Origin of the sequence: Marinobacter sp. LM1 (assembly GCF_042763285.1) — a bacterium.
Lineage (GTDB): Bacteria > Pseudomonadota > Gammaproteobacteria > Pseudomonadales > Oleiphilaceae > Marinobacter > Marinobacter nauticus.
This window is the reverse complement of sequence record NZ_CP114373.1, coordinates 3529494-3550049: the sequence shown is the minus strand read 5'-3', so window position 1 is coordinate 3550049 and position 20556 is coordinate 3529494. Positions and strand designations below refer to the sequence as shown.

Annotated in this window: 18 protein-coding genes; 10 read left to right on the top strand and 8 right to left on the bottom strand. The window is 56.9% G+C overall.

Features of this window, described 5'->3' with window-relative positions:
* Nucleotides 1-586: 586 nt before the first annotated feature.
* The 4 genes from ltrA to OZ656_RS16660 all read left to right on the top strand — a co-directional run bounded on the left by ltrA (nucleotide 587) and on the right by OZ656_RS16660 (nucleotide 4540).
* Nucleotides 587-1966 carry a group II intron reverse transcriptase/maturase gene (gene ltrA, locus OZ656_RS16675; protein ID WP_379944733.1) on the top strand — a complete coding sequence of 460 codons (1380 nt, stop codon included), beginning with the start codon at nucleotides 587-589 and terminating at the stop codon, nucleotides 1964-1966.
* Between the two features lie 214 nt (nucleotides 1967-2180).
* Complete coding sequence (locus OZ656_RS16670; RefSeq protein WP_172515652.1) at nucleotides 2181-2450, top strand: zf-TFIIB domain-containing protein; 270 nt, start codon at nucleotides 2181-2183, stop codon at nucleotides 2448-2450.
* Nucleotides 2451-2631: 181 nt separating this feature from the next.
* Nucleotides 2632-3075 carry a hypothetical protein gene (locus OZ656_RS16665; RefSeq protein ID WP_039882014.1) on the top strand — a complete coding sequence of 148 codons (444 nt, stop codon included), beginning with the start codon at nucleotides 2632-2634 and terminating at the stop codon, nucleotides 3073-3075.
* A gap of 31 nt (nucleotides 3076-3106) precedes the next feature.
* Nucleotides 3107-4540 carry an alkaline phosphatase D family protein gene (locus tag OZ656_RS16660; protein WP_074211047.1) on the top strand — a complete coding sequence of 478 codons (1434 nt, stop codon included), beginning with the start codon at nucleotides 3107-3109 and terminating at the stop codon, nucleotides 4538-4540.
* 247 nt (nucleotides 4541-4787) lie between these two features.
* Here OZ656_RS16660 and OZ656_RS16655 read toward each other — a convergent pair whose 3' ends face one another.
* Nucleotides 4788-7268: a heavy metal translocating P-type ATPase gene (locus OZ656_RS16655; protein WP_008173696.1), complete on the bottom strand. Its 2481-nt coding sequence runs from the start codon at nucleotides 7266-7268 to the stop codon at nucleotides 4788-4790.
* Nucleotides 7246-7491: a hypothetical protein gene (locus tag OZ656_RS16650; RefSeq protein ID WP_136632012.1), complete on the bottom strand. Its 246-nt coding sequence runs from the start codon at nucleotides 7489-7491 to the stop codon at nucleotides 7246-7248. The genes OZ656_RS16655 and OZ656_RS16650 overlap by 23 nt, the downstream gene beginning before the upstream one ends.
* 359 nt (nucleotides 7492-7850) lie before the next feature.
* Between OZ656_RS16650 and OZ656_RS16645 the strand changes: the two genes are divergently transcribed.
* From OZ656_RS16645 to OZ656_RS16635, 3 genes are all read left to right on the top strand, one after another.
* Complete coding sequence (locus OZ656_RS16645) at nucleotides 7851-9152, top strand: IS1380 family transposase (RefSeq protein ID WP_041336316.1); 1302 nt, start codon at nucleotides 7851-7853, stop codon at nucleotides 9150-9152.
* Nucleotides 9153-9884: 732 nt separating this feature from the next.
* Nucleotides 9885-11120, top strand: a complete 1236-nt coding sequence (locus OZ656_RS16640) for an alginate export family protein (protein WP_379944732.1) — start codon at nucleotides 9885-9887, stop codon at nucleotides 11118-11120.
* A gap of 327 nt (nucleotides 11121-11447) precedes the next feature.
* Nucleotides 11448-11645, top strand: coding sequence for a hypothetical protein (locus OZ656_RS16635; protein ID WP_091855216.1), 198 nt, complete (start codon nucleotides 11448-11450; stop codon nucleotides 11643-11645).
* A 421-nt stretch (nucleotides 11646-12066) separates the two neighbouring features.
* Here OZ656_RS16635 and OZ656_RS16630 read toward each other — a convergent pair whose 3' ends face one another.
* The 6 genes from OZ656_RS16630 to OZ656_RS16605 all read right to left on the bottom strand — a co-directional run bounded on the left by OZ656_RS16630 (nucleotide 12067) and on the right by OZ656_RS16605 (nucleotide 16804).
* A complete protein-coding gene (locus OZ656_RS16630) occupies nucleotides 12067-12564 on the bottom strand; it encodes a hypothetical protein (RefSeq protein ID WP_092034298.1) in 498 nt (165 codons plus the stop codon).
* A gap of 10 nt (nucleotides 12565-12574) precedes the next feature.
* On the bottom strand, nucleotides 12575-12814 hold the full coding sequence (locus tag OZ656_RS16625; RefSeq protein WP_091855218.1) for a hypothetical protein: 240 nt from the start codon (nucleotides 12812-12814) through the stop codon (nucleotides 12575-12577).
* Nucleotides 12815-12837: 23 nt separating this feature from the next.
* Nucleotides 12838-13200, bottom strand: coding sequence for an SPFH domain-containing protein (locus tag OZ656_RS16620; RefSeq protein ID WP_091855219.1), 363 nt, complete (start codon nucleotides 13198-13200; stop codon nucleotides 12838-12840).
* A gap of 141 nt (nucleotides 13201-13341) precedes the next feature.
* Entirely contained in the window at nucleotides 13342-14082 is a 741-nt protein-coding gene (gene istB / locus OZ656_RS16615) for an IS21-like element helper ATPase IstB (RefSeq protein WP_011783606.1), read from the bottom strand.
* On the bottom strand, nucleotides 14069-15574 hold the full coding sequence (gene istA / locus OZ656_RS16610) for an IS21 family transposase (protein WP_023011525.1): 1506 nt from the start codon (nucleotides 15572-15574) through the stop codon (nucleotides 14069-14071). The genes istB and istA overlap by 14 nt, the downstream gene beginning before the upstream one ends.
* 189 nt (nucleotides 15575-15763) lie before the next feature.
* Nucleotides 15764-16804, bottom strand: coding sequence for a cyclopropane-fatty-acyl-phospholipid synthase family protein (locus tag OZ656_RS16605; RefSeq protein WP_264995193.1), 1041 nt, complete (start codon nucleotides 16802-16804; stop codon nucleotides 15764-15766).
* A 432-nt stretch (nucleotides 16805-17236) separates the two neighbouring features.
* On the opposite strand from OZ656_RS16605, the gene OZ656_RS16600 reads away from it, so the two are divergent.
* The 3 genes from OZ656_RS16600 to OZ656_RS16590 all read left to right on the top strand — a co-directional run bounded on the left by OZ656_RS16600 (nucleotide 17237) and on the right by OZ656_RS16590 (nucleotide 20532).
* Complete coding sequence (locus tag OZ656_RS16600) at nucleotides 17237-17509, top strand: DUF5676 family membrane protein (RefSeq protein ID WP_091854502.1); 273 nt, start codon at nucleotides 17237-17239, stop codon at nucleotides 17507-17509.
* 40 nt (nucleotides 17510-17549) lie between these two features.
* Entirely contained in the window at nucleotides 17550-19904 is a 2355-nt protein-coding gene (locus OZ656_RS16595; RefSeq protein WP_092034303.1) for a cation-translocating P-type ATPase, read from the top strand.
* A gap of 169 nt (nucleotides 19905-20073) precedes the next feature.
* Nucleotides 20074-20532 (top strand): ATPase, encoded by a 459-nt coding sequence (locus OZ656_RS16590; protein ID WP_273095868.1) that lies wholly within the window; start codon nucleotides 20074-20076, stop codon nucleotides 20530-20532.
* The last annotated feature ends 24 nt before the right edge of the window (nucleotides 20533-20556 follow it).

Below are 20556 nucleotides of genomic sequence, written 5' to 3'. Positions count from 1 at the left end.
GCTTTCTTTTATCCCCTCATGAGAAATTCGGGCGATGCGCCAGGTTAATCTGGCATGTTGGTGGCGCTGGAAATGCGCTACGAGGTAAGGCTGGCCAGCCGCCTTGGCCCCGAGTCATGGCCGCGACGGGTAACCGGAGTGGGCAAGCGTTGACAGGGGTTGTTGTGGGCCAGGTATTGAGCCCCGAAAATTCTCGCCCTTGGGGTGCCGACGGTATGCCCGTTCACGGAAGGCAACACTGGCCGAGGCGCAAATGGCAAGTCCCGGCCGGGCCCCACGGAGTCATAGACCCTGAGCACGCAGCTCTATACAGCATGCACGGAACCTGGGAGAGCCCAGCGCGTATCTGGTGGTGTGGGTAGTGCATCATCAGATCGGCAGGTGAAGGTGAAAGACCCGAACGACCTGCATGAACGCGGTTGGGCAGTCGGACGAGCCCATAGTAGTGGAGAAGCGGATGAACGAAGGCAATCAACGAGAGCAAGACCAAACTCGCCAAAAGCCGGAGGAATTCGTGGAGCGAAGGGGCTCGGCCAAGGGGAACACCGCTCAGGCGCCCACGACTGGGACACAGAGCCCAGGGGCCGTGGCGCGCGGTCTGATCGGTGTACGGGAAGCCGCAAGAAGGGACAAGACGTTGCAGTTTACTGCCTTGCTGCACCACCTAACGCCGGAGTGCCTGAGAGGAAGCTTTGCGCGCCTCAAGCGCAATGCGAGTCCAGGCGTGGACGGGGTGCGGTGGGAAGATTACGCACCGATTGCAGAGAAGCGGGTCGTGGACCTGCACCGGAGTGTACAAGAGGGCAGTTATCGGGCTCAGCCGGTCAAACGAGCACGCATCCTCAAAGAGGACGGCAGTGAGAGACTGCTGGGCGTCTCTGCCCTGGAGGACAAGGTTGTCCAGGGCGCACTGGTGGAGGTGCTCAATGCCATTTACGAGGTCGACTTTAAAGGCTTCAGCTACGGCTTCCGGCCGGGGCGAAGCCAACACGATGCGCTGGACGCGCTCTGGGTCGGCCTGACCAGTCAACCGGTCAACTGGGTTCTGGATATGGACATCCAGGGGTTTTTCGACCACATCCAGCACGACTGGCTCATGCGCTTTCTTGGCCACCGGATTGGCGACAAGCGCATTCTGCGACTGATCAAGAAATGGTTGCGAGTAGGCGCCTTCGATGAGGGGCAATGGCTCGATCTCGCCGAGGGCTCACCTCAAGGCGCAGCCATCTCGCCGTTGCTGGCCAACATTTACCTTCACTACGCGTTTGACCTATGGGCCGATTGGTGGCGCAGACACCACGCACGTGGACGGGTGGTCATTGTACGTTATGCCGACGATACCGTTATGGGGTTCCAAGGCCGCGACGATGCGGAGGCTTTCCGCACCGCCGTGGCGCAACGCCTCAATCGGTTCGGTCTGACGCTGCACCCGAAGAAGACGCGGCTACTGGAGTTTGGCCGCTATGCCAACATCAACCGTAAGCAGCGCGGCGCAGGCAAGCCGGAGACCTTTGACTTCCTGGGTATGACACATATTTGTTCGTGCACACGCCGAGGCAAGTACACCATCCGGCGCCAGACTGCCGCGAAGCGCTTACGGGCTAAACTGCAACAAGTGAAAAGGCAATTGCGTCGGCGCCTGCATCGACCGGTTCCAGAGACCGCTCGTTGGCTGTGCGCCGTGCTCCAGGGGTACTACAATTATCACGCGGTGCCATACAATCTGGCCTCGCTTCGAGCTTTCTGGCACCATCTCAGCCGCGCCTGGTTCAAGGCGTTGAGGCGCAGAAGCCAGAAAGCACGGGGCTTGACGTGGGAACGCTTCAAACGCTTTCGCGATGCCTGGCTCCCGCTACCGCGTATCCTCCACCCCTGGCCCAGCGAGCGGTTTCGCCGTCGTCACCCGAGGCAGGAGCCGTATGCGGTAATACCGCACGTACGGATCTGTGCGGGGGGTGCCTCGTGAGAGGCATTCCTACCGCAACTAGACTGCCCCTTGATTCACAACAGATAATAGATCACCTGCTCAATGGGGGCAGGGGGCTTCTGGGCACACCAATTAATCATGGTTGGTGCCGATAACATGCTGGAGAATATTTTGATTAGTTGCCCCAAGTGTGAAGGGGTGTGAGTATGGTGCTACTATGATTTCCCTGATGATTGACCTAAAGGAGAAGCTCATGAAATGTCCAGTATGCGAGAGTGTTGATCTGACGATGGCCGATCGACAAGGTGTGGAAATTGATTATTGCCCCAAATGCCGGGGCGTGTGGCTGGACCGGGGGGAGCTGGACAAGATCATCGAGCGTAGTGCCGTAGAACTGGCGCCGCCACCACGTCGCGAGCCAGAACCCCGAGGCTATGACAAGCACGGCGGTTACGGCAAGCATGGAGGCCATGGCAAACATGGGTATCGCCGCAAGTCCTGGTTGTCGGAAATTTTTGATTAGACAGGTTTGTTCAGGCGGCGCAACTCGGGTGGACATGGGCCTGCCTGGTGTCACCGCGGCGCAGGATCCTTACGTCTGGACTTTGACCTGGGGCCTTGACGCGCACCGCGGTCATCTGGTGGTCAAGGATGCGATACGTTGTGTTGGCGGAGGTGAACGTCACCCTTAGAGGAAGCAAATCATGGGACATCATCTTTTCCGGCGACCCAAACACAGACGGTATCGCGACATGGGTGGGTATTATGAGGGCGATGACCATTCCGGCTATCGCGAACGCAGAGCCCTGCCGGTGCTGAATATTCCGACCTCGGTCATCGTGGCCGGGCTGGTCATATGGTCTGCGCTTTCGCTCGGCGCTTGGTGGCTGGTCGATCCGGTCCTCTCCTGGATCTCCGGTGCAGCCGGGCCACTGGCCGATACCGGAGCGGGGCTTGCGAAGTGGTTTGGCCTTGGGGAGGAAGCCACGGCTTTACGTGATGCGGCCAATATTGAGGGGCTGCTCGGCTGGGCGGGTGGATCGATTCATTTTCTTGTCAAGACGGTCGTTCTGCTGGTTTGGGTTGCAGGGCTGATCGCGCTGATTGCAATACCCGCTGTCCTGCGACGAGGACAACGGCGACAGTAGTGCCCGAAGACTGATCGGAACCACCTTGCGCATGACATCCGAACCTCCGGTCATGACCGGACCGCTTCTCTTTCTCGACCATGTCGAGAAATATGTGTTACGGCTCTCTGTCCTTTTCATTGCGGACAATGGCGAGTGCCCGGAGCCAATCGAAACGGTCCACGGCGTACATACAGCGGAAATCCTCGCGGAATACGATCATATGACCGTTTGGCGAGCACGCTTCGACCTGCCCGCAAACCGCTCGTCCTGTTATGCCTGGAACGGCCAAAGTTACTCCTTGGCAAGTGATTTTCGAGGCGATATACGGATCGCCTATGTGTCCTGCAACGGCGAGCAAATCGGCGATCTGGAGCGCGAAGGGTCCGAGCGCAATGCGATGTGGGCACGCCTGACAGAAGATCACCGGAACGCGCCGTTTTCCCTGCTGCTGCACGGTGGCGATCAGGTCTATGCTGACCAAGTCACCGAGGGTCACCCCCTGAGCGAGGACTGGCCCGAACATATCCCCAAGGATCCTTCGCGCGCCGATCTTGCCGATTTGCGCCATTATTTGCGCGAACGCTTCCTGGAGCGCTACGTGGCGCTTTATCGTGCGCCGGAATTTGTCTGGATCGCCGCGCGCGTGCCGTCTCTCATGCAGTGGGACGACCACGATATTTGCGATGGCTGGGGATCGCTACCGGGGTCGAAGACCGACACACCGGTCGGCCAAATCCTGTTTGATGTTGCCCGCGAGAGTTTTTTGACCTTTCAGCATGCCGCAGTAGATGGTGATCTGCCTGAACGGTTCCACGATCCTGCCGGGCTGCATCTGGGCTGGAGTGTTCGCACAGCCGGTCTGCGCCTCCTTGCACCTGATATGAGGTCGGAGCGTACGCGCCACGAGGTAATGGGGGACGGCGGCTGGAAGATGATTCGAGCTGAGGCCTCGACCCCGGTGCAGGGTCACACGTTCCTGATGTCCAGCGTGCCGTTGCTGGGTCCACGCCTGTCGGTGCTTGAGGCTCTGATGGTCGCCATCCCCAAAATGCAGAAATACGAGGACGATCTGCGCGATCAGTGGCAAAGCCGCGCTCACCGTGACGAATGGTGCGATATGCTTCGGGTGATCCGGGACATGGCGCTTGCCAACGGCCATGATGTCACGGTGCTTTCGGGGGAAATCCACCTGGCGACGCGTGCCACGATGAAGCTCGGCGCCGGTCGCTGGTTACACCAGCTGGTTGCCTCGGGCATTGCGCATCGCGCCCCGCCAAGGGTGTGGGCACGAATTCTGGGGGCCCTTGCACAATTTGGTGAATCGCCGCTCAAGGCGTGTCCGATCCGAATCCCATGTATCCCCGGTCAGAAGTCGCGCTATATTGCGGAACGCAACTATCTGGTGCTTGAGCGGCGTTCAGATATATGGCGCGCCCGTTGGGCTCTGGAAGAGAGCGGGATAACACCGCCCCTTATTCTGTGATAATAATCTTCACACATGTATGTAAGGCCGCTAGCGCGGTCGTCGGAGTTTGCGCAGCCGATGATCCAGCACCAATGACCTGTAAATTGTGTGTTATTACCTGCCTTTTTCAATCCGTCATTCACGTCAAGCAGAAGCTCGAACAAATGAACACGCCTTGTATCCCCATCCAGGAAGAGTGGTCCGAGAGTTTGTTCGATCCACTTCATTGGGAGCTTCCTGCAACGGCTTCCTGTTGTCTGGTTGATTACACCGACATTTCCGCATTGGATACCCTACCCACGGGTGTAACAGGTGGAGCAAAACGAAATGCGAGCAAGCGCAGTGCGTTGAACACGACGACAATAGTCGACCCTTCGTGAACCGCCACCGCAGGTCCAATCCCAAGACCGAGAATCGTCGCGGGAACCAGCAAGGCAACAACGCCCAGGCTGAACCACAGGTTCTGTCGAATGATTGAGCTCGTCGACCGGCTCAACGCCACGGCGAAGGGCAAATGGTTCAGGTTATCCGCCATCAGAGCCACATCGGCGGTTTCCAGCGCGACATCCGAGCCCGCCGCGCCCATGGCAATGCCGACTGTGGCGTTCGCCATCGCGGGAGCGTCGTTGACGCCGTCGCCAACCATCGCTACTTTAGCCTCTGCGCGCAGTTTTTTGATCGTCTCCACCTTATCATCGGGCATCAGATCACCGCGTGCCTCGTCAAGGCCGACAGCCCGCGCGACAGCGTCCGCGACCTGCTGATTGTCGCCAGAGATCATGATCATCCGGCGAATGCCGATCGTGCGCAGCGTCTCTATCACCGCCGGTGCCGCTTCGCGCGGCGTATCCATCAGCCCAATCACGCCAAGATATCGGTCGCCTTGGCGAACAACCATCGTGGTGCGGCCGTTCGCTTCCAATGCTTCTATTTGGATCTTCAGAGAAGGAGGAATGGCAGGGCCGCCAATCTCCGCGAACAGGTCATCCTTACCGATGTAGGTTGTCTCGCCCTCGACGTCTGCCACGACCCCGCGGCCCGTAATGCTGCGCAGGTTCAATGACTCGGCGGCAGGCGTATCGCCCAGGCGTTCGCGTCCACCCCTGACAACGGCAGCGGCGAGGGGATGGTCGCTCAACATCTCGACCCCAACCGCCACCCGCAGAAGCTCCTCTTCCGCTACGTCATCGGCCGTCACCACATCGACGAGCTTCGGCTTGCCTTCTGTCAGTGTGCCGGTCTTGTCGAAGGCGATGGCCGTCAGCCGCCCCAGATTTTCGAGCGGGGCACCGCCTTTGATCAGAACACCGCCACGGGCGGCGCGTGCGACCCCGCTGAGAACCGCGCTTGGCGTCGCGATCGCAAGCGCACAGGGGCTTGCCGCTACCAGTACAGCCATGGCGCGATAGAAGGTGTCGCTGAAAGGTTCGTCGACGACGAAGCCCGCAAACAAAAGCGCAACGGCAAGAACCAGAACCGCCGGTACAAAGATGCGTTCGAACCGGTCGGTCAGGCGCTGGGTGGGCGATTGGTTGGTTTCGGCCTCGTTCACCATCTTGACGACGCGGGCGAGGGTCGAATCCGCCGATGTGCGCGTGACTTGAATTTCCAACGCACTGCCGCCGTTGATCGTACCGGCAAAGACACGGTTTTCGGCATCCACGAGGTCGGGTTTTTCCGCGGCAACGGTCGCATCCCCGACGGGTGATTTGTCCACCGGCACGCTCTCGCCTGTGATCGGTGCTTGATTGACGCTGCTTTCACCCTTGATGACGAACCCGTCCGCGGCCAGACGCTCGTTCGGCTTCACCAGCACGATGTCACCGACCCGCAAAGCATCGACGGCGATCTCTTCGACCTTGGCATCCCGGCGCACGGTGGCGGTTTTGGGCGCCAGGGCGCCAAGCGCTTCGATGGCCCGCTTGGCGCGACCCATGGCATAGCCTTCCAGCGCATGGCCAAGACTGAAGAGGAGCAGCAACAATGCGCCCTCGGCCCATTCACCAAGCGCTGCCGCGCCCGCCGCCGCCACCAGCATCAGAAAATCAATCTCGAACCGGCCAGTGCGCACACTGTCAATAGCCTCGCGCAGGGCGTAGTAGCCGCCGAAGAAATAGGCGGGCACGAGGACGAACAGGGGTGCCCATGGCGGCGTCGCCACGAACTTCGGCAAAAGCCAGCCAATCAGCAACAGCGCACCGCACAAGGCCACAAAAATAAGTTCCGTTTGCGCACCAAATATGCCGCCATGCTCATGATCGTGTGCTTCTCCAGTCGGCTCATGCGGTCTGGATTCGTCTTGTACCAGCGACAGTCTCATGTTCTGAAGGGCATTGCGCAGAGTGTTTTCATCAGTTTGCCTTCGATCAAATTCAATCCGCAGCGGCCCCTTGGCATTGGCCTCGGCCTCTACAACCCCCGGGAGACTGCGCAGCTGTGCGCTGACCGCTCTTGCCCGACGTTGATCCGGAATACCTTCAACCTGCCACACGAGGTGCCCGAACTGAGAGGTAATCTCTGCCCCGAACGCCTTGGCGACTTCGCGGACTCGTTCAAGCGAAAGCAATGCGGGGTCGTAATGAATACATAGCTCCATGCCCCCACCGCTTTCTGTATTGCGAACGTGGGCGATAGAGACACCTTCACGAGTTTCCAGGCTCTCGGCTAGCCGCTGTGCACAAGCCCCATGCGCATCCGGCGTGTCGGGAAGGAGGAGCGGGAGGTCAAGGCGAAGTGTTTTTTCCATGGTTGCACATCCTATCTTTTGTTGAAACCAAAACGCGACTGGGATCGGTACCTGGAATATGCTGCGAGACAAACGCAAAGCCGCAGGCACACAACGCTGCTGCCGCGTAGGCTATCATGCTGGCTTCGCGGCGGTGCCATAACCGATCCATTCCGGTCAGCCCGCCCAACACCGTGCTGGCGATTGTTTTGCTCGCAAGCTGCAACTGAAATTTCCAAGCCAACTTCTTTCTCCAGTGTTTTTGTCTTTATCCGTTCAAGTAGGCGTAGATGATATATTCTGCACCGAATTCACTGCTTGTCGCTTCTGCCCGGTGTGTGCGTCAGGTTGACAACACGCGACACCAATCGACATGGAGTACATGGGGCTTATTGCAAGCGCAATGCGAGCTGACGCGTTATTGCCTCCTCTACTGATTTTCTACATGATATCCCTGTGTGATGTGTTCTTGGGCCTCACGGGCATCCAGTTCCCTAGCCCGGATTTCTCATGAAGAAGGTAGCATGAGGAAGGAAGAAGCGGCTTAAAGTGTTAGAATTCAAGTTCCTACACAAAAACCCACACTAAAAGCCGCTATCCAAAATGGTACCTCAAAAACTGACCTTCTCGCCACTCTCCCGCCGCCAGATTGAAGCCGATTTCTCCGGAGGCCATATCACCTCGGATGCCGGTGTGTTGTTACTGCGCGAAGTCGATAAACAACACCGGCTAACCCAGCGACTGGCCGAGACGCTGACCGACCAGCGGGATGCCCGCATGATTCGTCATGGGCTCAACACCATGATCCGGCAGCGCGTCTACGGCGTGGCCAGCGGCTACGAAGATCTGAATGATCATGAAGCGCTTCGCTTTGATCAGGCACTACAAACCGCCACGGGGAATGCCTCGACTCTGGCCGGCAAGTCCACGCTTTGTCGAATGGAGCAGGCGATGGATCGGCAAACCATTGTCAAAGCGCATGAGTTGCTCTGGCACCACTTTATCGAGCAGCATGAGAAGCCGCCCAAGGAAATCGTGCTGGATTTTGACGGCACCGATATTCCGGTGCACGGCGACCAGCCGGGTAAGTTCTTTAACCGGTATTACGACCATCACTGCTACTTCCCGCTTTACGTCTTCTGCGGTAGGCACTTGCTGGTGAGCTATCTGCGCACCAGCAATCGAGGTGATGCCCGGCACAGCTGGGCCATTCTGGCGCTGCTGGTGCGATTTATTCGCGAGTATTGGCCACAGACCCGGATCGTGTTCCGGGGCGACTCCCACTTCAGCAAGCCCCGACTGCTGGCCTGGTGCGATCGCAACCAGGTGGATTACATCGTAGGCATGGCCCGCAACCAGCGGCTGGAGGCGCTTGCCGCCCCAGCCATGGACAAAGTCCGGACCTACTACGAGGCTCATGGCCATAAGCTCGCCAGCACCTTCCGCTTCCGCTACAAAGCCCGAAGCTGGCATAAGCCACGCTGGGTGGTTGCGCGCCTGGAATATGGCCCTCAAGGCCCGAACCCCCGGTTCGTTATCAGCTCCCGCTACGATGACGGATTCAAGCTCTACTACGAACAGTATTGCGCACGGGGTGATATGGAGAACCGGATCAAGGATCAACAACTGGATCTGTTTGCCGGTCGCACCTCCAGCACACACTGGTGGACCAACCAGTGGCGGCTGATCTTATCCGGCTTCGCCTACACCCTGTTCGAGCGTTTGCGGGTGCATCTGAAAAACACGCCCTTCGAACGTATGAGTGCCGGCACCTTGCGCTTGAAGCTGATCAAGGTTGGCGCAGTCATCATCCGCAACACCCGCCGAATACGGGTGTTGATGAGTGATAGCTATCCACACAAGAACGATCTCTCAGCACTGGTTCAGCGCTTGGTGCCCCAGTAGATAATCGGGCTCCCCCGGCCCGATACCAATGGGGGAAAGGGGGAGTTGTGCCTGAATGCCGGAAACTGGCTAAATAATCGCCAACTTCGACCATGACCACTCGGATCTGGCACTACCAGGCTTGGTCTGCGAAGGTTGTTGGAGCACTATGAGAAATCCGGGCTAGGCTGTGTATAGGGTCAGAGCTACGGCATCCTTCAGCGTCAAATCAAGTTGATTCTGAGAGGCGTCAAATTGTTTGTCGCATTATGCTGGTTTACTAAGCAGCCTCGCCGAACTGGAGCCGAGTCTGGGTTGTTCCTGCTGGTCTACTGGAGTTCTCGTTTTTCTGTCGAGTTTTCCGCCTCTCCGATCCGCATTTGGGGTTCATTGCCTTTGGCAGGCTGACTATGGGGCAGCTGTTAAATCTGCAAATGATCATTGGTGGCTTTTTCTAGGATTTGAGGAAATAAGCGCCGCACAGTCCTTCAAGCCCAGAGGTATCTCAATGGAATGAGCCGCAAACGAGGCCCGTAGGGACGGCTCTGTGAGACGGATGAGGTGATGGCACCTTGTCCTGCTCGTTTTGTCTGTGAGCTTTTGGAGGTACCCCTTGCGAGTCAGGCTCAAGCTGACCGATATCAAGGTTGCCGCGGACATAGGCGCCCTAAACTGAATTATCGACTCATGAATGAAACATTGACTCCACTCACCCCTTATACGGCCACAGAAGGTACCACTAGGATGAAAACGATGCTAACGCCGCTCCCTGCCAGGAAAGGCCAAAGAAACCAGAAGTCGTTGCTGGCCTTGGCCATTGGTTCACTTCTGGCCTCTTCCGCGACGCCTGTCCTGTCCCAGACCCTTACCGACGCCTTGACCGGGGGAGCGGTTTCGCTTGAAGTTCGCTACCGTTACGAATTTGTGGATCAGGACAACCCTCTCGATCAAGCCCATGCTTCCACCGTTCGAACCCGACTGGGGTACCGGACTGGTGATTTCCAGGGGTTTGAGGTGTTTGCCGAGGCGGAAGATGTGACCGCTGTGGGGAATGAGAACTACAATAGCACCATTAATGATACAACCGATCACTCAGTGGTCGCTGATCCGACGGAAACCGAAGTCAACCAAATTTACGTACGTTACAAAGGCCTTCCGGATACCACACTGACCTATGGTCGTCAGCGCTTTGCTCTGGACAATCACCGGTTTATAGGCACAGTTGGCTGGCGCCAGAATGAGCAGACCTTCGATGCCTTTATCGGCGCCAACGAGTCGCTTCCAGACACGACGATTACAGCGGGCTATCTTTACAATGCTAACCGGATATTCTCGGACGCCAGCCCGAATGGCAATTTCCCCATGCAGTCGCCGATTCTTAATGTTCAGTATCAGGGGTTGGCCGCCGGAACCCTTACCGCCTACGGATATCTGTTCGACTTTACCACCGCAGACGTCAACTCAACCCAGAATTTTGGTTTGCGGTTCGCAGGTGGCACCGATGTATCGGAAGACGCCAGGGTCCTGTACACCCTGGAGTACGCAATCCAGAAAGACTATGCAGACAACCCGCAAAGCTTTGAGGCCGCCTATTGGCTGGCGGAAGCGGGCCTCGCCGCGTATGGCGTTACGGTCAAGGTGGGCATGGAAACCCTGGAGTCGGACGACGGCCGATCATTTCAGACTCCTCTGGCTACGCTTCACGCAATGAACGGTTGGGCCGACCAGTTCTTGGTCACCCCGGACGATGGCCTGCAGGATCTTTACGTATCGGCGGGTGCCGCAGTAAAGGGAGTCAAGTTGCTGGCCATATTTCATGACTACAGCAGTGACATCAATAGCTTGAGCTATGGCTCTGAGCTGGGGCTGCTGGCTGCCTACCCAGTCAACAAACATTACACGGTGGGTGCCAAGTTCGCCAGCTATGCCGAGGATGGTCGCGGCGTGGATACGGACAAGGCCTGGTTGTGGGGGCAGGTCAAGTTCTGACTTTCTCACTGTTGCGTTAATCAGACATCCGCCTGAAAGAAAGCGGAGTCACCCCGACCGAGGGGAAGATAATCCGAATGGCAAGGGTCACTGGCTAACGGTGCGGTTGAGGAGGCCTCAGGAAGTTTTCTGCACACAATACGAACCGCGGTCAGCTCTGTTACGCAGGCGTGTGGCTGGCCGGCGATCATCCGCGACTTACGGGTCTTTAAGCCCTCCGCGAATGGTTTCAAGGACGGCGCTCGGTCCTTGGCAATGTCATAAATTTACAGAAATTGATGTGTTATCTATGCTTTATGCAGAAGCTAAACAACAAGGAGAAACAAGATGGGTAAAGCTATTAATGGTAAGTTCGAGAACATGGATCAGGCACACAATACGCGAGACGACCTTATTGGCAGCGAAATTCCACAGGATCTGATCTATATTGATAAGGATGAGCAGACGATCCGGGTGATGTTGCCGGCGGAGGAAGCAAGAGAAGTCTATGAAATATTTGACCGACACGGTGTCACTTATAAGTGAACGCTCGTTAACATAGATCCCTGATCTTCAAGCCGCCTTCTTTCGCCTTAGCTCCACTCGCATGACGTTAATACCGCCTGTGCGACCCAGCCGATCAACGTGGCGAGAGGCCCATAGGAGATGACGCCTTTATAATCCACGTCATAGGGAGCAAGCTCTTCCGCCAGATCGATATAGACCCTCGGGGTGACAAAATTGTTTTTGCTTTCAAAAGGTTCCTTTAAGCTGTCGCGAGTGGTTTACCCACCAACCATCAGATCTTTTAACCAACCCTGCTTCAGGCAGCGTTTGAACTCGCTGTGGCTCAGTTCCCTGTAGATGACGGTTATGCCCAGAAGCTCTGAAACAGCAACGCCCCCCCACACCGCGCCGCAAAAAGGTAGACTAAGTGTAGTTGATGCCTTTTCCCATGCTTTCTTGCTCAATGACAGTCACTGTTTTTGGTCAGGTGTGCGAGATTGTCGAGCTCACACTCCTCGCTGTAATGAATCAGCCCGCGTTTTACCTGTTCCGCCATACCTTTTGACAGCCGGGCTGCCGCCTGTTCGATGGTTTTTTCGATATCTTCCAGGGAAGCCTGCAGCAGATCGTAAGTCACATACAGCTCCTGATCCGTGAAGTCCACTGCATCAATACCCATCAGCGACTGCAGTGATGTTTTCAAATCAGCCTTGAGGTCATCGCTGATTATTTCGCGGAGTCGCATGCGGCGTTTTTTTAGAATCACTTGATTTTTCTGCTTGGGCGACAATCCGTGTTGAGGATCGCCCACAAACAGATGCGGGCGGGATTTAAATCGCTCTAGGCACTGACGCGAACAGAAATAGTGGTTGATACCCTGGTAATTCCATAGTAGCGAGCGATTGATTTTTTTCATATCACACACGGGGCAACGAATCGTGGACGCCAGCTTGTTCATCAAGCCCTCCTCAGGGGTTTTGGCCTATACCATTCAACAGTTGGTGTAGCTCGCTTTCAGTGGTTAATGCCAGCGTGGTGGAAGAGTCGATCACCCGGTTATAGGTCTCCAGGGTTTTGACAAAGTCATACAGATCACGGGATATTTCCGACTGGTTATACGCCGCTGCGTAAATTTCCGTGGCTTTCGCGTCCGCCACCCCCTGAATGGTTTGAGCTTCCCGATAGGCTTCAGACTCAATGCGCTGCAAATCCTTTTCCTTGTCGCCGATAATTAGCGGCTTCGCCGGCACCCTCGGAACGGAATCGCTCGGCAATCTGCTGGCGTTTGCTGATCATTCTGGCGAACGCTTTCATTGTAGTTGATCCGCTTAAAACGAATGTCGGGCAATTCAATGCCAAATTTAGCCATCTTTGCCGAAGCCGCGGCAGAGATGTCCGCTTCTATTAGCTGCCGCCCCCGTCGGACGGACCGCGGTTGGCCAATCACCGCTTTTGTGAGCGGCTGGTCGAAGGCGGGCTCCCTGCCTTTCTTGGTGTGTGCAAGTTCTATCAATTCGTGTTTGGCAACAGCTTTGCGGGTTTCACTACCGAGAATATCTTCCAGTCGCGACCGAACACTGTAATCGTCCCGCAACCGCAATGCCTATATACAGAGTGATCTGACGTGGTGAAACCGGTATATCCGACAAGGAGGGGCGGAATCGATCGTTCATGTGTCAATGGCCATTTATTTTGACCCACCTTTGGCCAATAAAATTGACCCACCTTTCATAGTCTAGCTTGTTGTCTTCTGCTTTAGCCGATAGCTTTCTCCTCCCAACATAAAGATGTGTGAATGGTGGATAACCCGGTCAATGATCGGCACCGCCACGTTGTCGTCGTGGAAGAACTCGCCCCAGCTGGTGAAGTCCTTATTGGTGGTCAGGATGATTGAACGGTATTCGTATAGGCTGTTGATCAACTGGAACAGGTTGTATCGGGCCTGCCGGGTCATCGGTAGATAGCCCAGTTCATCAATGATCAGCAGGTCGTACTTGGCCAGTTGGCTGACCCGCTTTTTCAACTCACCCTTCATCTCGGCCAGCTCTAGTTCTTCCACCAGATCGAGAGCGTTGCGGAACAGTACCCGGTAGCCGGCCTCCACAGCTTTGTGGCCAATGCCGATGGCCAGGTGGGTCTTGCCTACACCGGGCGGGCCGATGAACACCAGGTTGTTTCGCTCGTCGATGAACTGGAAGTCCAGCAAGGCATTGACCTGGCGTTTGGTAATGGTGGTCTGGTGCCGGTAGTCGAAGCCCTCCAGGCGCTTCTCCGCTGGGAACGCAGCCATTTTCCGGTTCCGGCGGATGCGTTTGTCCTGGCGCTGGGTCAGTTCGTGCTCGGCAAGCCGGTCCGCGAAGCTGAGATAGGACATCTCGTTGGCTTCAGCCTCGGCCAGCAGGTTGGTCAGTTCGTCGGCGGCCGCGCTCAGGCGCAGGCTGCGGTAACGGGCCTCGGTCTGTTCAAGCTGGCTCATGGGTCACCCCCTGGCCACTGGAGCGGCCAATATGGCGGTAAGCGCTCAGATCCAGTGTTTCTTTTGGTTCCGATAGCGGTTCCGGCTGTCGCTCCCGGAGAACGGCGGCCTGGGCTGCTTCCAGATAACTTTGCAGCCGTGTCGCGGTCATGCCGGGACGCTCTGCCAGCGTCGTAATTAATGCCGGATCCACGGGCGCATGGCGCTTGAGCAGGTCACGGGCAGCCACCAGCTGGTCCTTGTAGATCTTGGGCTCGGAACGCTTGAGCTGTTGGCACAACCGTGGCCCGATGTCACTGCCGATCAGGTCGTTGATCTTACCCTCAAGGGCGGCCACCCGCTGGGCATGATCCCGGTAGTGGTGGGTGTTCTTGATCACCTTGCCTTTATCGGCACACAGAGCATGGCTGGCAATGACTTCCCCTGTGTTCAGGTCGCTGATGTGGAGTTGGCCGCCGGACTCCAGAACGCCCACCCGGGCCTGTTGCCAGGCCATGGGCACAGAGTACTTGTTGGCCTTCCAGGCGATCAGGCCGGTCTTGTCGGCTCGACGTGTCTCGTGGGCCACAGATTGCACGCAAGCTGGTGACAGGTAAGCCTCCAGGTGTTCTCGCTCATCCCGTTCGAAGCGTTCCCGGGGTGGCTCTCCGGTGGTGCCGTGGATGCGGACATTGGCTACGCTCTCAAGCCAGTCCTGCACGTGCTGGCGCACGTGCTCCTGGTCCCGGAAGACCTCACCGTAAAGGCAATCCTGCTTGACGTACTTCACGCCAGCTTCCACCTTGCCCTTGCTCTCCGGGTCATAACCTTCGCAGGCATGGATCCGGAACCCGGCCGTGGTGGCATACTCGTGGAACCGTTGGTTGAGGGTCAGCTCCCGGTACTGTTCGTTGATGACCACCAGCTTGGTCTGATCGTAGACGCATTCCTCCGGCAGGCCACCGAAGTAACGCAGGGCTTCGTTATGGAGTTGGATAAAGGTCTGGGTATCCAGTGGGCGGAAGGCCAGACCCACGTACATCAACCGCGAGTAGGACAGCACGAACACCACGAAGTGCAGCGTGCGCTCTTCGCCACCAATCAGCACGCCGCGCAACTCACCCGGGTCCACCTGACACTGAACACCCGGCACATCGTCCAGAATGGGTTCGTAATAGCGCATCTGGGCTGAGGCCACTTCCCCCTTGAGCGTTCGCACATAGCGGCGAATGGAACGATCCGAAGCTGGCAATTCACCAACCTTCGCTTGCAGCTTGCGGGCAATTTTGACGGCGCTGAGCTTGGGGAATTCTTTGAGAAGATGAATCAGATAATCCCGGTGATCATCGAGGCGCTTGGTGCGTGAGGGATCTTCTATCTGTTCCGAAATCGCGTTCTCATCCATCCGCAGATACTTGCGAACGGTATTGCGGGACAACCCCAGTTCCTGACTGATGGCGCGGATCGACAACCCTTTGCCGTTATCGTGCAGTGCCTTGATCTTGTGTATCACAACCCACTCCTTCACTGACATGCCCCCGGCCATCGATAAAAGCTGGGGACAGTAGCTGGTTCTGTGGCCTGACGGCCACTCGGAGGTGGGTCAAAATTAATGGCCAGTAGTGGGTCATTTTAATTGGCCATTAACATCATGGTTGTTTCCTTTTATCGATTAATGATTCCTGCAATCGACGGACACGCGTTAACCGGTTGTGGCATCGGTGCCTATCTCCAACACATTGTTATCAAGATATTGATGTGGTGGAATAATCAGGTTGGTGGGTGCCCGCAAAAAGTCGTTGCCGGAGCGATACCGCTCAAATCGCTCCTCGGCAATGGTAATGGTTTGTATCAGTGCCTTGCCGCCGGGTCTCAGATAATCGTGTACATCCTTCATGTAAGTGGGCCAATAGGTCTCGCCCACGTGTTCAAACATCCCGATTGATACCACGAAATCAAACGGACCCGACAGTTCCCGGTAGTCCTGTAAACGCACCTCGGTATTTCCCTCCAGTCCGGCGGACCGGAGTCGTTGGCGGGCACAATCCGCCTGTTCGCTGGACAAGGTTGCCCCGGTTACATGGCACCCGTGTGCAGTTGCCACTTCCATAAAACCGCCCCAGCCACAGCCTATTTCCAGGATGCGGCTTCCCCGTTCCGGTGCCAGTCGCTGAAGGATCCGCTCATATTTCGCTTGCTGTGCCTCGTAAAGCGAGAGGGACTCGTTGCCACCAAACAGGGCGCAGGAGTAGGTCATGCTCTTATCCAGCCAGAGCTGATAAAAATCGTTGCCTAAGTCGTAGTGCTCATGGACGTTTTCGCGGCTGCGCTTAACCGTATTGGAAAACAACCGATGTTTGCACCAATGCCATAACCGGAGCCCCGCGCTGGAGCGTAAAGCGCGGTCAAAAACGACTATGTTCACCGTGACAAGGCGCATTAGGGCAAGCAAATTGGGCGTGGACCATTTGCCTGCCATGTAGTCTTCTCCCAGTCCCACATCACCGTGGGTGATCAGACGATCAATGACATGCCACTGCAGGATTGTCATTTCTGCATGTACACCGTCTTGCTTCCCTTCATGGCACGTCTTTTCTCCATCTGGCCATGTAAGTGATAACGAGCCGAACTGAAGAGATCTCAGCGCCTTTCGAAAAAGATTGAGCTGAATGATGCTGCTTTTCCCCGCAGGCCTTTTTTGAGGCTCAAGGTGCATGCTTGCCGAGAAAGATTCGTTGCTCATGCCTTTCTCTCCTCAGAGTGTTCCTAGAAAACATGTGTCCAGTAAATTCAGTAACCGGCAAGTGCATGCGTCATCAATTTTAGGACATTGTTTCTAATTTGATCGAGATCAAGGTGTGCTCTGTTTCGGTCCGGTAATTCAGTTTGAATTCAGGCAGATGTGGTTGACTTGCGTCAGGAAATGCCATGCCCGGGCCTGAAGTAATGCAAAGGCAGCTGGTACAGCAGCAGACTGGAGAGGTCTTTATGGAATGGTTGGCGGAAAACTGGTTCTCGGTGCTTATTGGCATCGTTTTCGTGGGCATGCATATGTTCGGTCACGGAGGACATGGTGGTCACGGCGGGGGCGGGCATGGTGGACATAGTGCGCGGGACAAGTCGGGAAACGACCCGGATAGGCGTTCTGGCCATCGGCATTAACGGAGGACGGAACATGCTTGACACAAGACTGGTTACCTGGGCGTTGGGCCTCTTTGCGGCGGTCACCTTCATCGTTTGCGTGATCTATGGACTGGTGACGCCGCAAAGCCTGCACATGCACACGTTTCTCGAGCAGGTGCTGCCGGCGTTCAAGTGGCTGACCTGGTGGGGATTTCTGCTCGGATTGATTGAGAGTTTTCTATATGGCGCTTATGTCGGGCTGGTGTTCTGCCCGATCTTCAATTGGCTTCATCGCCATCTCGGTGTCGGGCGCGCGTCGGGCTGACGAAAGCTCCGGTCTGCAAATAAGGAAAGGGAAACAAGGAATGAAAAATACCGTTGTGGAGATCCGCGGCTTGCTATCGGCACTGAGTGCCCGGGGCGTAGAGAAACAGCTATTGAGATTGCCCGGCGTCAAGAAGGCCGAGGTCAACTATGTGGCCGGCAGCGCGACCGTCACCTATGATGAGGCGACGGTGGACCTTGAGGCTATCAAGGCCCGGATACACGAGTGCGGCTATCACTGTTCCGGAGAACAGTTGCCCAGGCACGTTTGCGACCCGGGGGACCCGCCGACCGAAGCCGGGGCTGTGTCCACGCCCGTCCACGATGGCCATGCCTCCCACACCGGCCACGACGATACCGCGCATCCTGCTGAACACGGCGAACATACTGGCGCAAAGGACGAGATGGCTCACGAGATGGGCCACGGCGGCAGCATGGACATGCAGGCAATGGTGCGCGACATGCGCAACCGTTTCTGGGTCTGCCTGATCTTCAGCCTCCCGATTTTCATTTATTCGCCCATGGGTGGGCTGTTCGAACCGCCAGCACCGCCCTTCGGGCTGCGGCTAGACCTGTGGTTGCTATTACTGGCAAGCATCGCGGTGCTCTGGCCAAGCTGGCCGTTCTTTGTTGCCGCCTGGCGCGCGCTGAAAAACGGCGTGCTCAACATGGCTGTGCTGGTCGTTCTCTCGGTGGGTACTGGCTACCTGTTCAGCGTCGGTTCCACGCTCTTTTTCCCGGGGGTGCAGTTTTTCGAGGCGGTGGCGGTGCTGCTGGTGTTCATCCTGCTCGGCCATTGGCTGGAGATGCGCGCCCGTGCCGGTGCCTCGGACGCCATCCGCTCGCTGATGGATCTCGCGCCGCCCAAGGCCACTGTGTTGCGTGATGGCCAGGAACGGGAGGTACCCACCGCTGAGGTTCTGAAGGACGACATCGTCGTGATCCGCCCCGGCAATAAGATTCCGGTGGACGGTGAGGTCTTGGAGGGCGAGTCCCTGGTGGATGAGTCCATGCTCACTGGCGAGTCCATGCCGGTGGAAAAAAAGCCCGGCGATAAGGTGATCGGGGCCACCATTAACAAGAGCGGCAGCTTCAGGTATCGCGCCACCAAGGTAGGTTCCGACACCGCGTTAGCGCAGATCGTCAAGCTGGTGCAGGAGGCGCAGAACTCCAAGGCCCCGGCGCAGCTGCTGGCGGACAAAGCGTCACAGTGGCTGGTGGTGATTGCCATCGTAATCGGCCTGCTCACCTTCGCCGTCTGGTTCTGGTGGATTGGCCAAAGCCTGCTGCTTGCCGTGACCCTGACTATCACCGTGTTCGTGATCGCCTGTCCGGATGCCCTCGGCCTTGCAACGCCCATGGCGGTGATGGTGGGCACCGGCCTCGGTGCCAGGAACGGCATCTTGTTCAAGAATGCCTCTGCACTTGAGGATGCCACCCGGCTGGATATTGTGGTCTTCGACAAGACCGGCACCCTGACCATGGGCGAGCCGCAGGTGGTCGAGGTGGTCGTGGTGGCGGGCAGCACCGAGGAGGCGGTCCTCGCACTGGCGGGGACGGTGGAGCAGGGCTCGGACCATCCTCTGGCCCAGGCGATACAAAGTAAGGCCGAAGGCTTGCAGCTTGATCCGCTGACCGGCTTCACCAACATCGAGGGCAAGGGCGCGCGGGCGGAGATTGGCAGCAAGACCGTGCTGCTCGGCAACCGCCGGCTGATGGACGAAGAGAAGGTCGACATGGCGAGCCTGAAGGACGAGGCCGCGCGTCTGCAGAGTGCGGGCCAGACCGTGGTGCACGTCGCCCAGGACGGGAAGCTGGTCGGCCTTATCGCCATTGCCGATGCGCCGCGCCCCACCGCTACTGCCATGGTCAAAAAGATGCGTGAACGCGGGGTGGAGGTGGCGATGCTCACCGGCGACAACCAGGCCACCGCCGAGCGCATCGCCCGGGAACTCGGCATTGAGATGGTGATCGCCGATGTCCTTCCGGGGCAGAAAGCAGACAAGATCAAGGAGCTCCAGGCTCAGGGCAAGAAGGTTGGCATGGTGGGCGACGGTGTCAATGACGCCCCGGCACTGACCCAGGCGGAGGTGGGTTTCGCCATCGGTGCCGGCACTGATGTGGCCATTGAGAGCGCTGACGTGGTGCTGATGAAGAGCGACCCCTACGATGTGCTGGGAGCCATCGAGCTGTCGCGCGCTACCCTGCGCAAGATGCACCAGAACCTGTTCTGGGCGGTGGGCTATAACGTCATCGCCTTTCCCGCGGCGGCAGGCGTGTTCTATCCGTTGGTGATAAGCCCAGAAGTAGCGGCGCTCGCAATGTCTGGAAGCTCCGCTCTTGTTGCGGTAAATGCACTCCTGCTAAAGCGAACCCGACTGGACGGCTTAGGGTAGACGAACACTTCCAATTGGAAAAATTGATGTTCATCAAGCCCACGCTATTGAGCGACTCTTTTTGCATCTTTTGTTGGGGTTTTTCAGTGTGAATTCAGGCTTATGAGTTTAAGTGGTAGGTAATTGCTGTTTGCTGACATGATTAATGACAACAAGGGGGAACGGGTAAATGGACATCAAAACCTTTGGAGAACTTATTAGCTGGACACGGGATTTGCATGCTCACCTTGCAAGGTGTATGTCACATTGCGCTACGAAGAATGAAGAGGAGCGAGCACGGGCGCTGCTGGACTATCTGGCGACCCATGAATCGGAAATGGAACGTATTGTGAACGAGTTCAAGTCGCAGGGCGATTCCAAAGCGTTGGAGACAACGGTCTACGACTACCTGTCTCACCATCCCATTAAGACCCACAGAACCTGCGATGAGTCATACGCACAGCTGGATTTTGAGGGCATATGCAGAGAAGTATTCGATTTCCATGATCAGATAGAGGACCTTTATCGTACCATGGCCGACAAAGCCGAAATTCCCGAGGCGAAAGAATTACTGCAGTCGTTGCTAACCATGGAAGAGAACGAAGCTATGCGATTGGCCAGGCAGATAGGGCGTATGAACGACCTCTGATCAGAACACTGAAATTATTCTTCA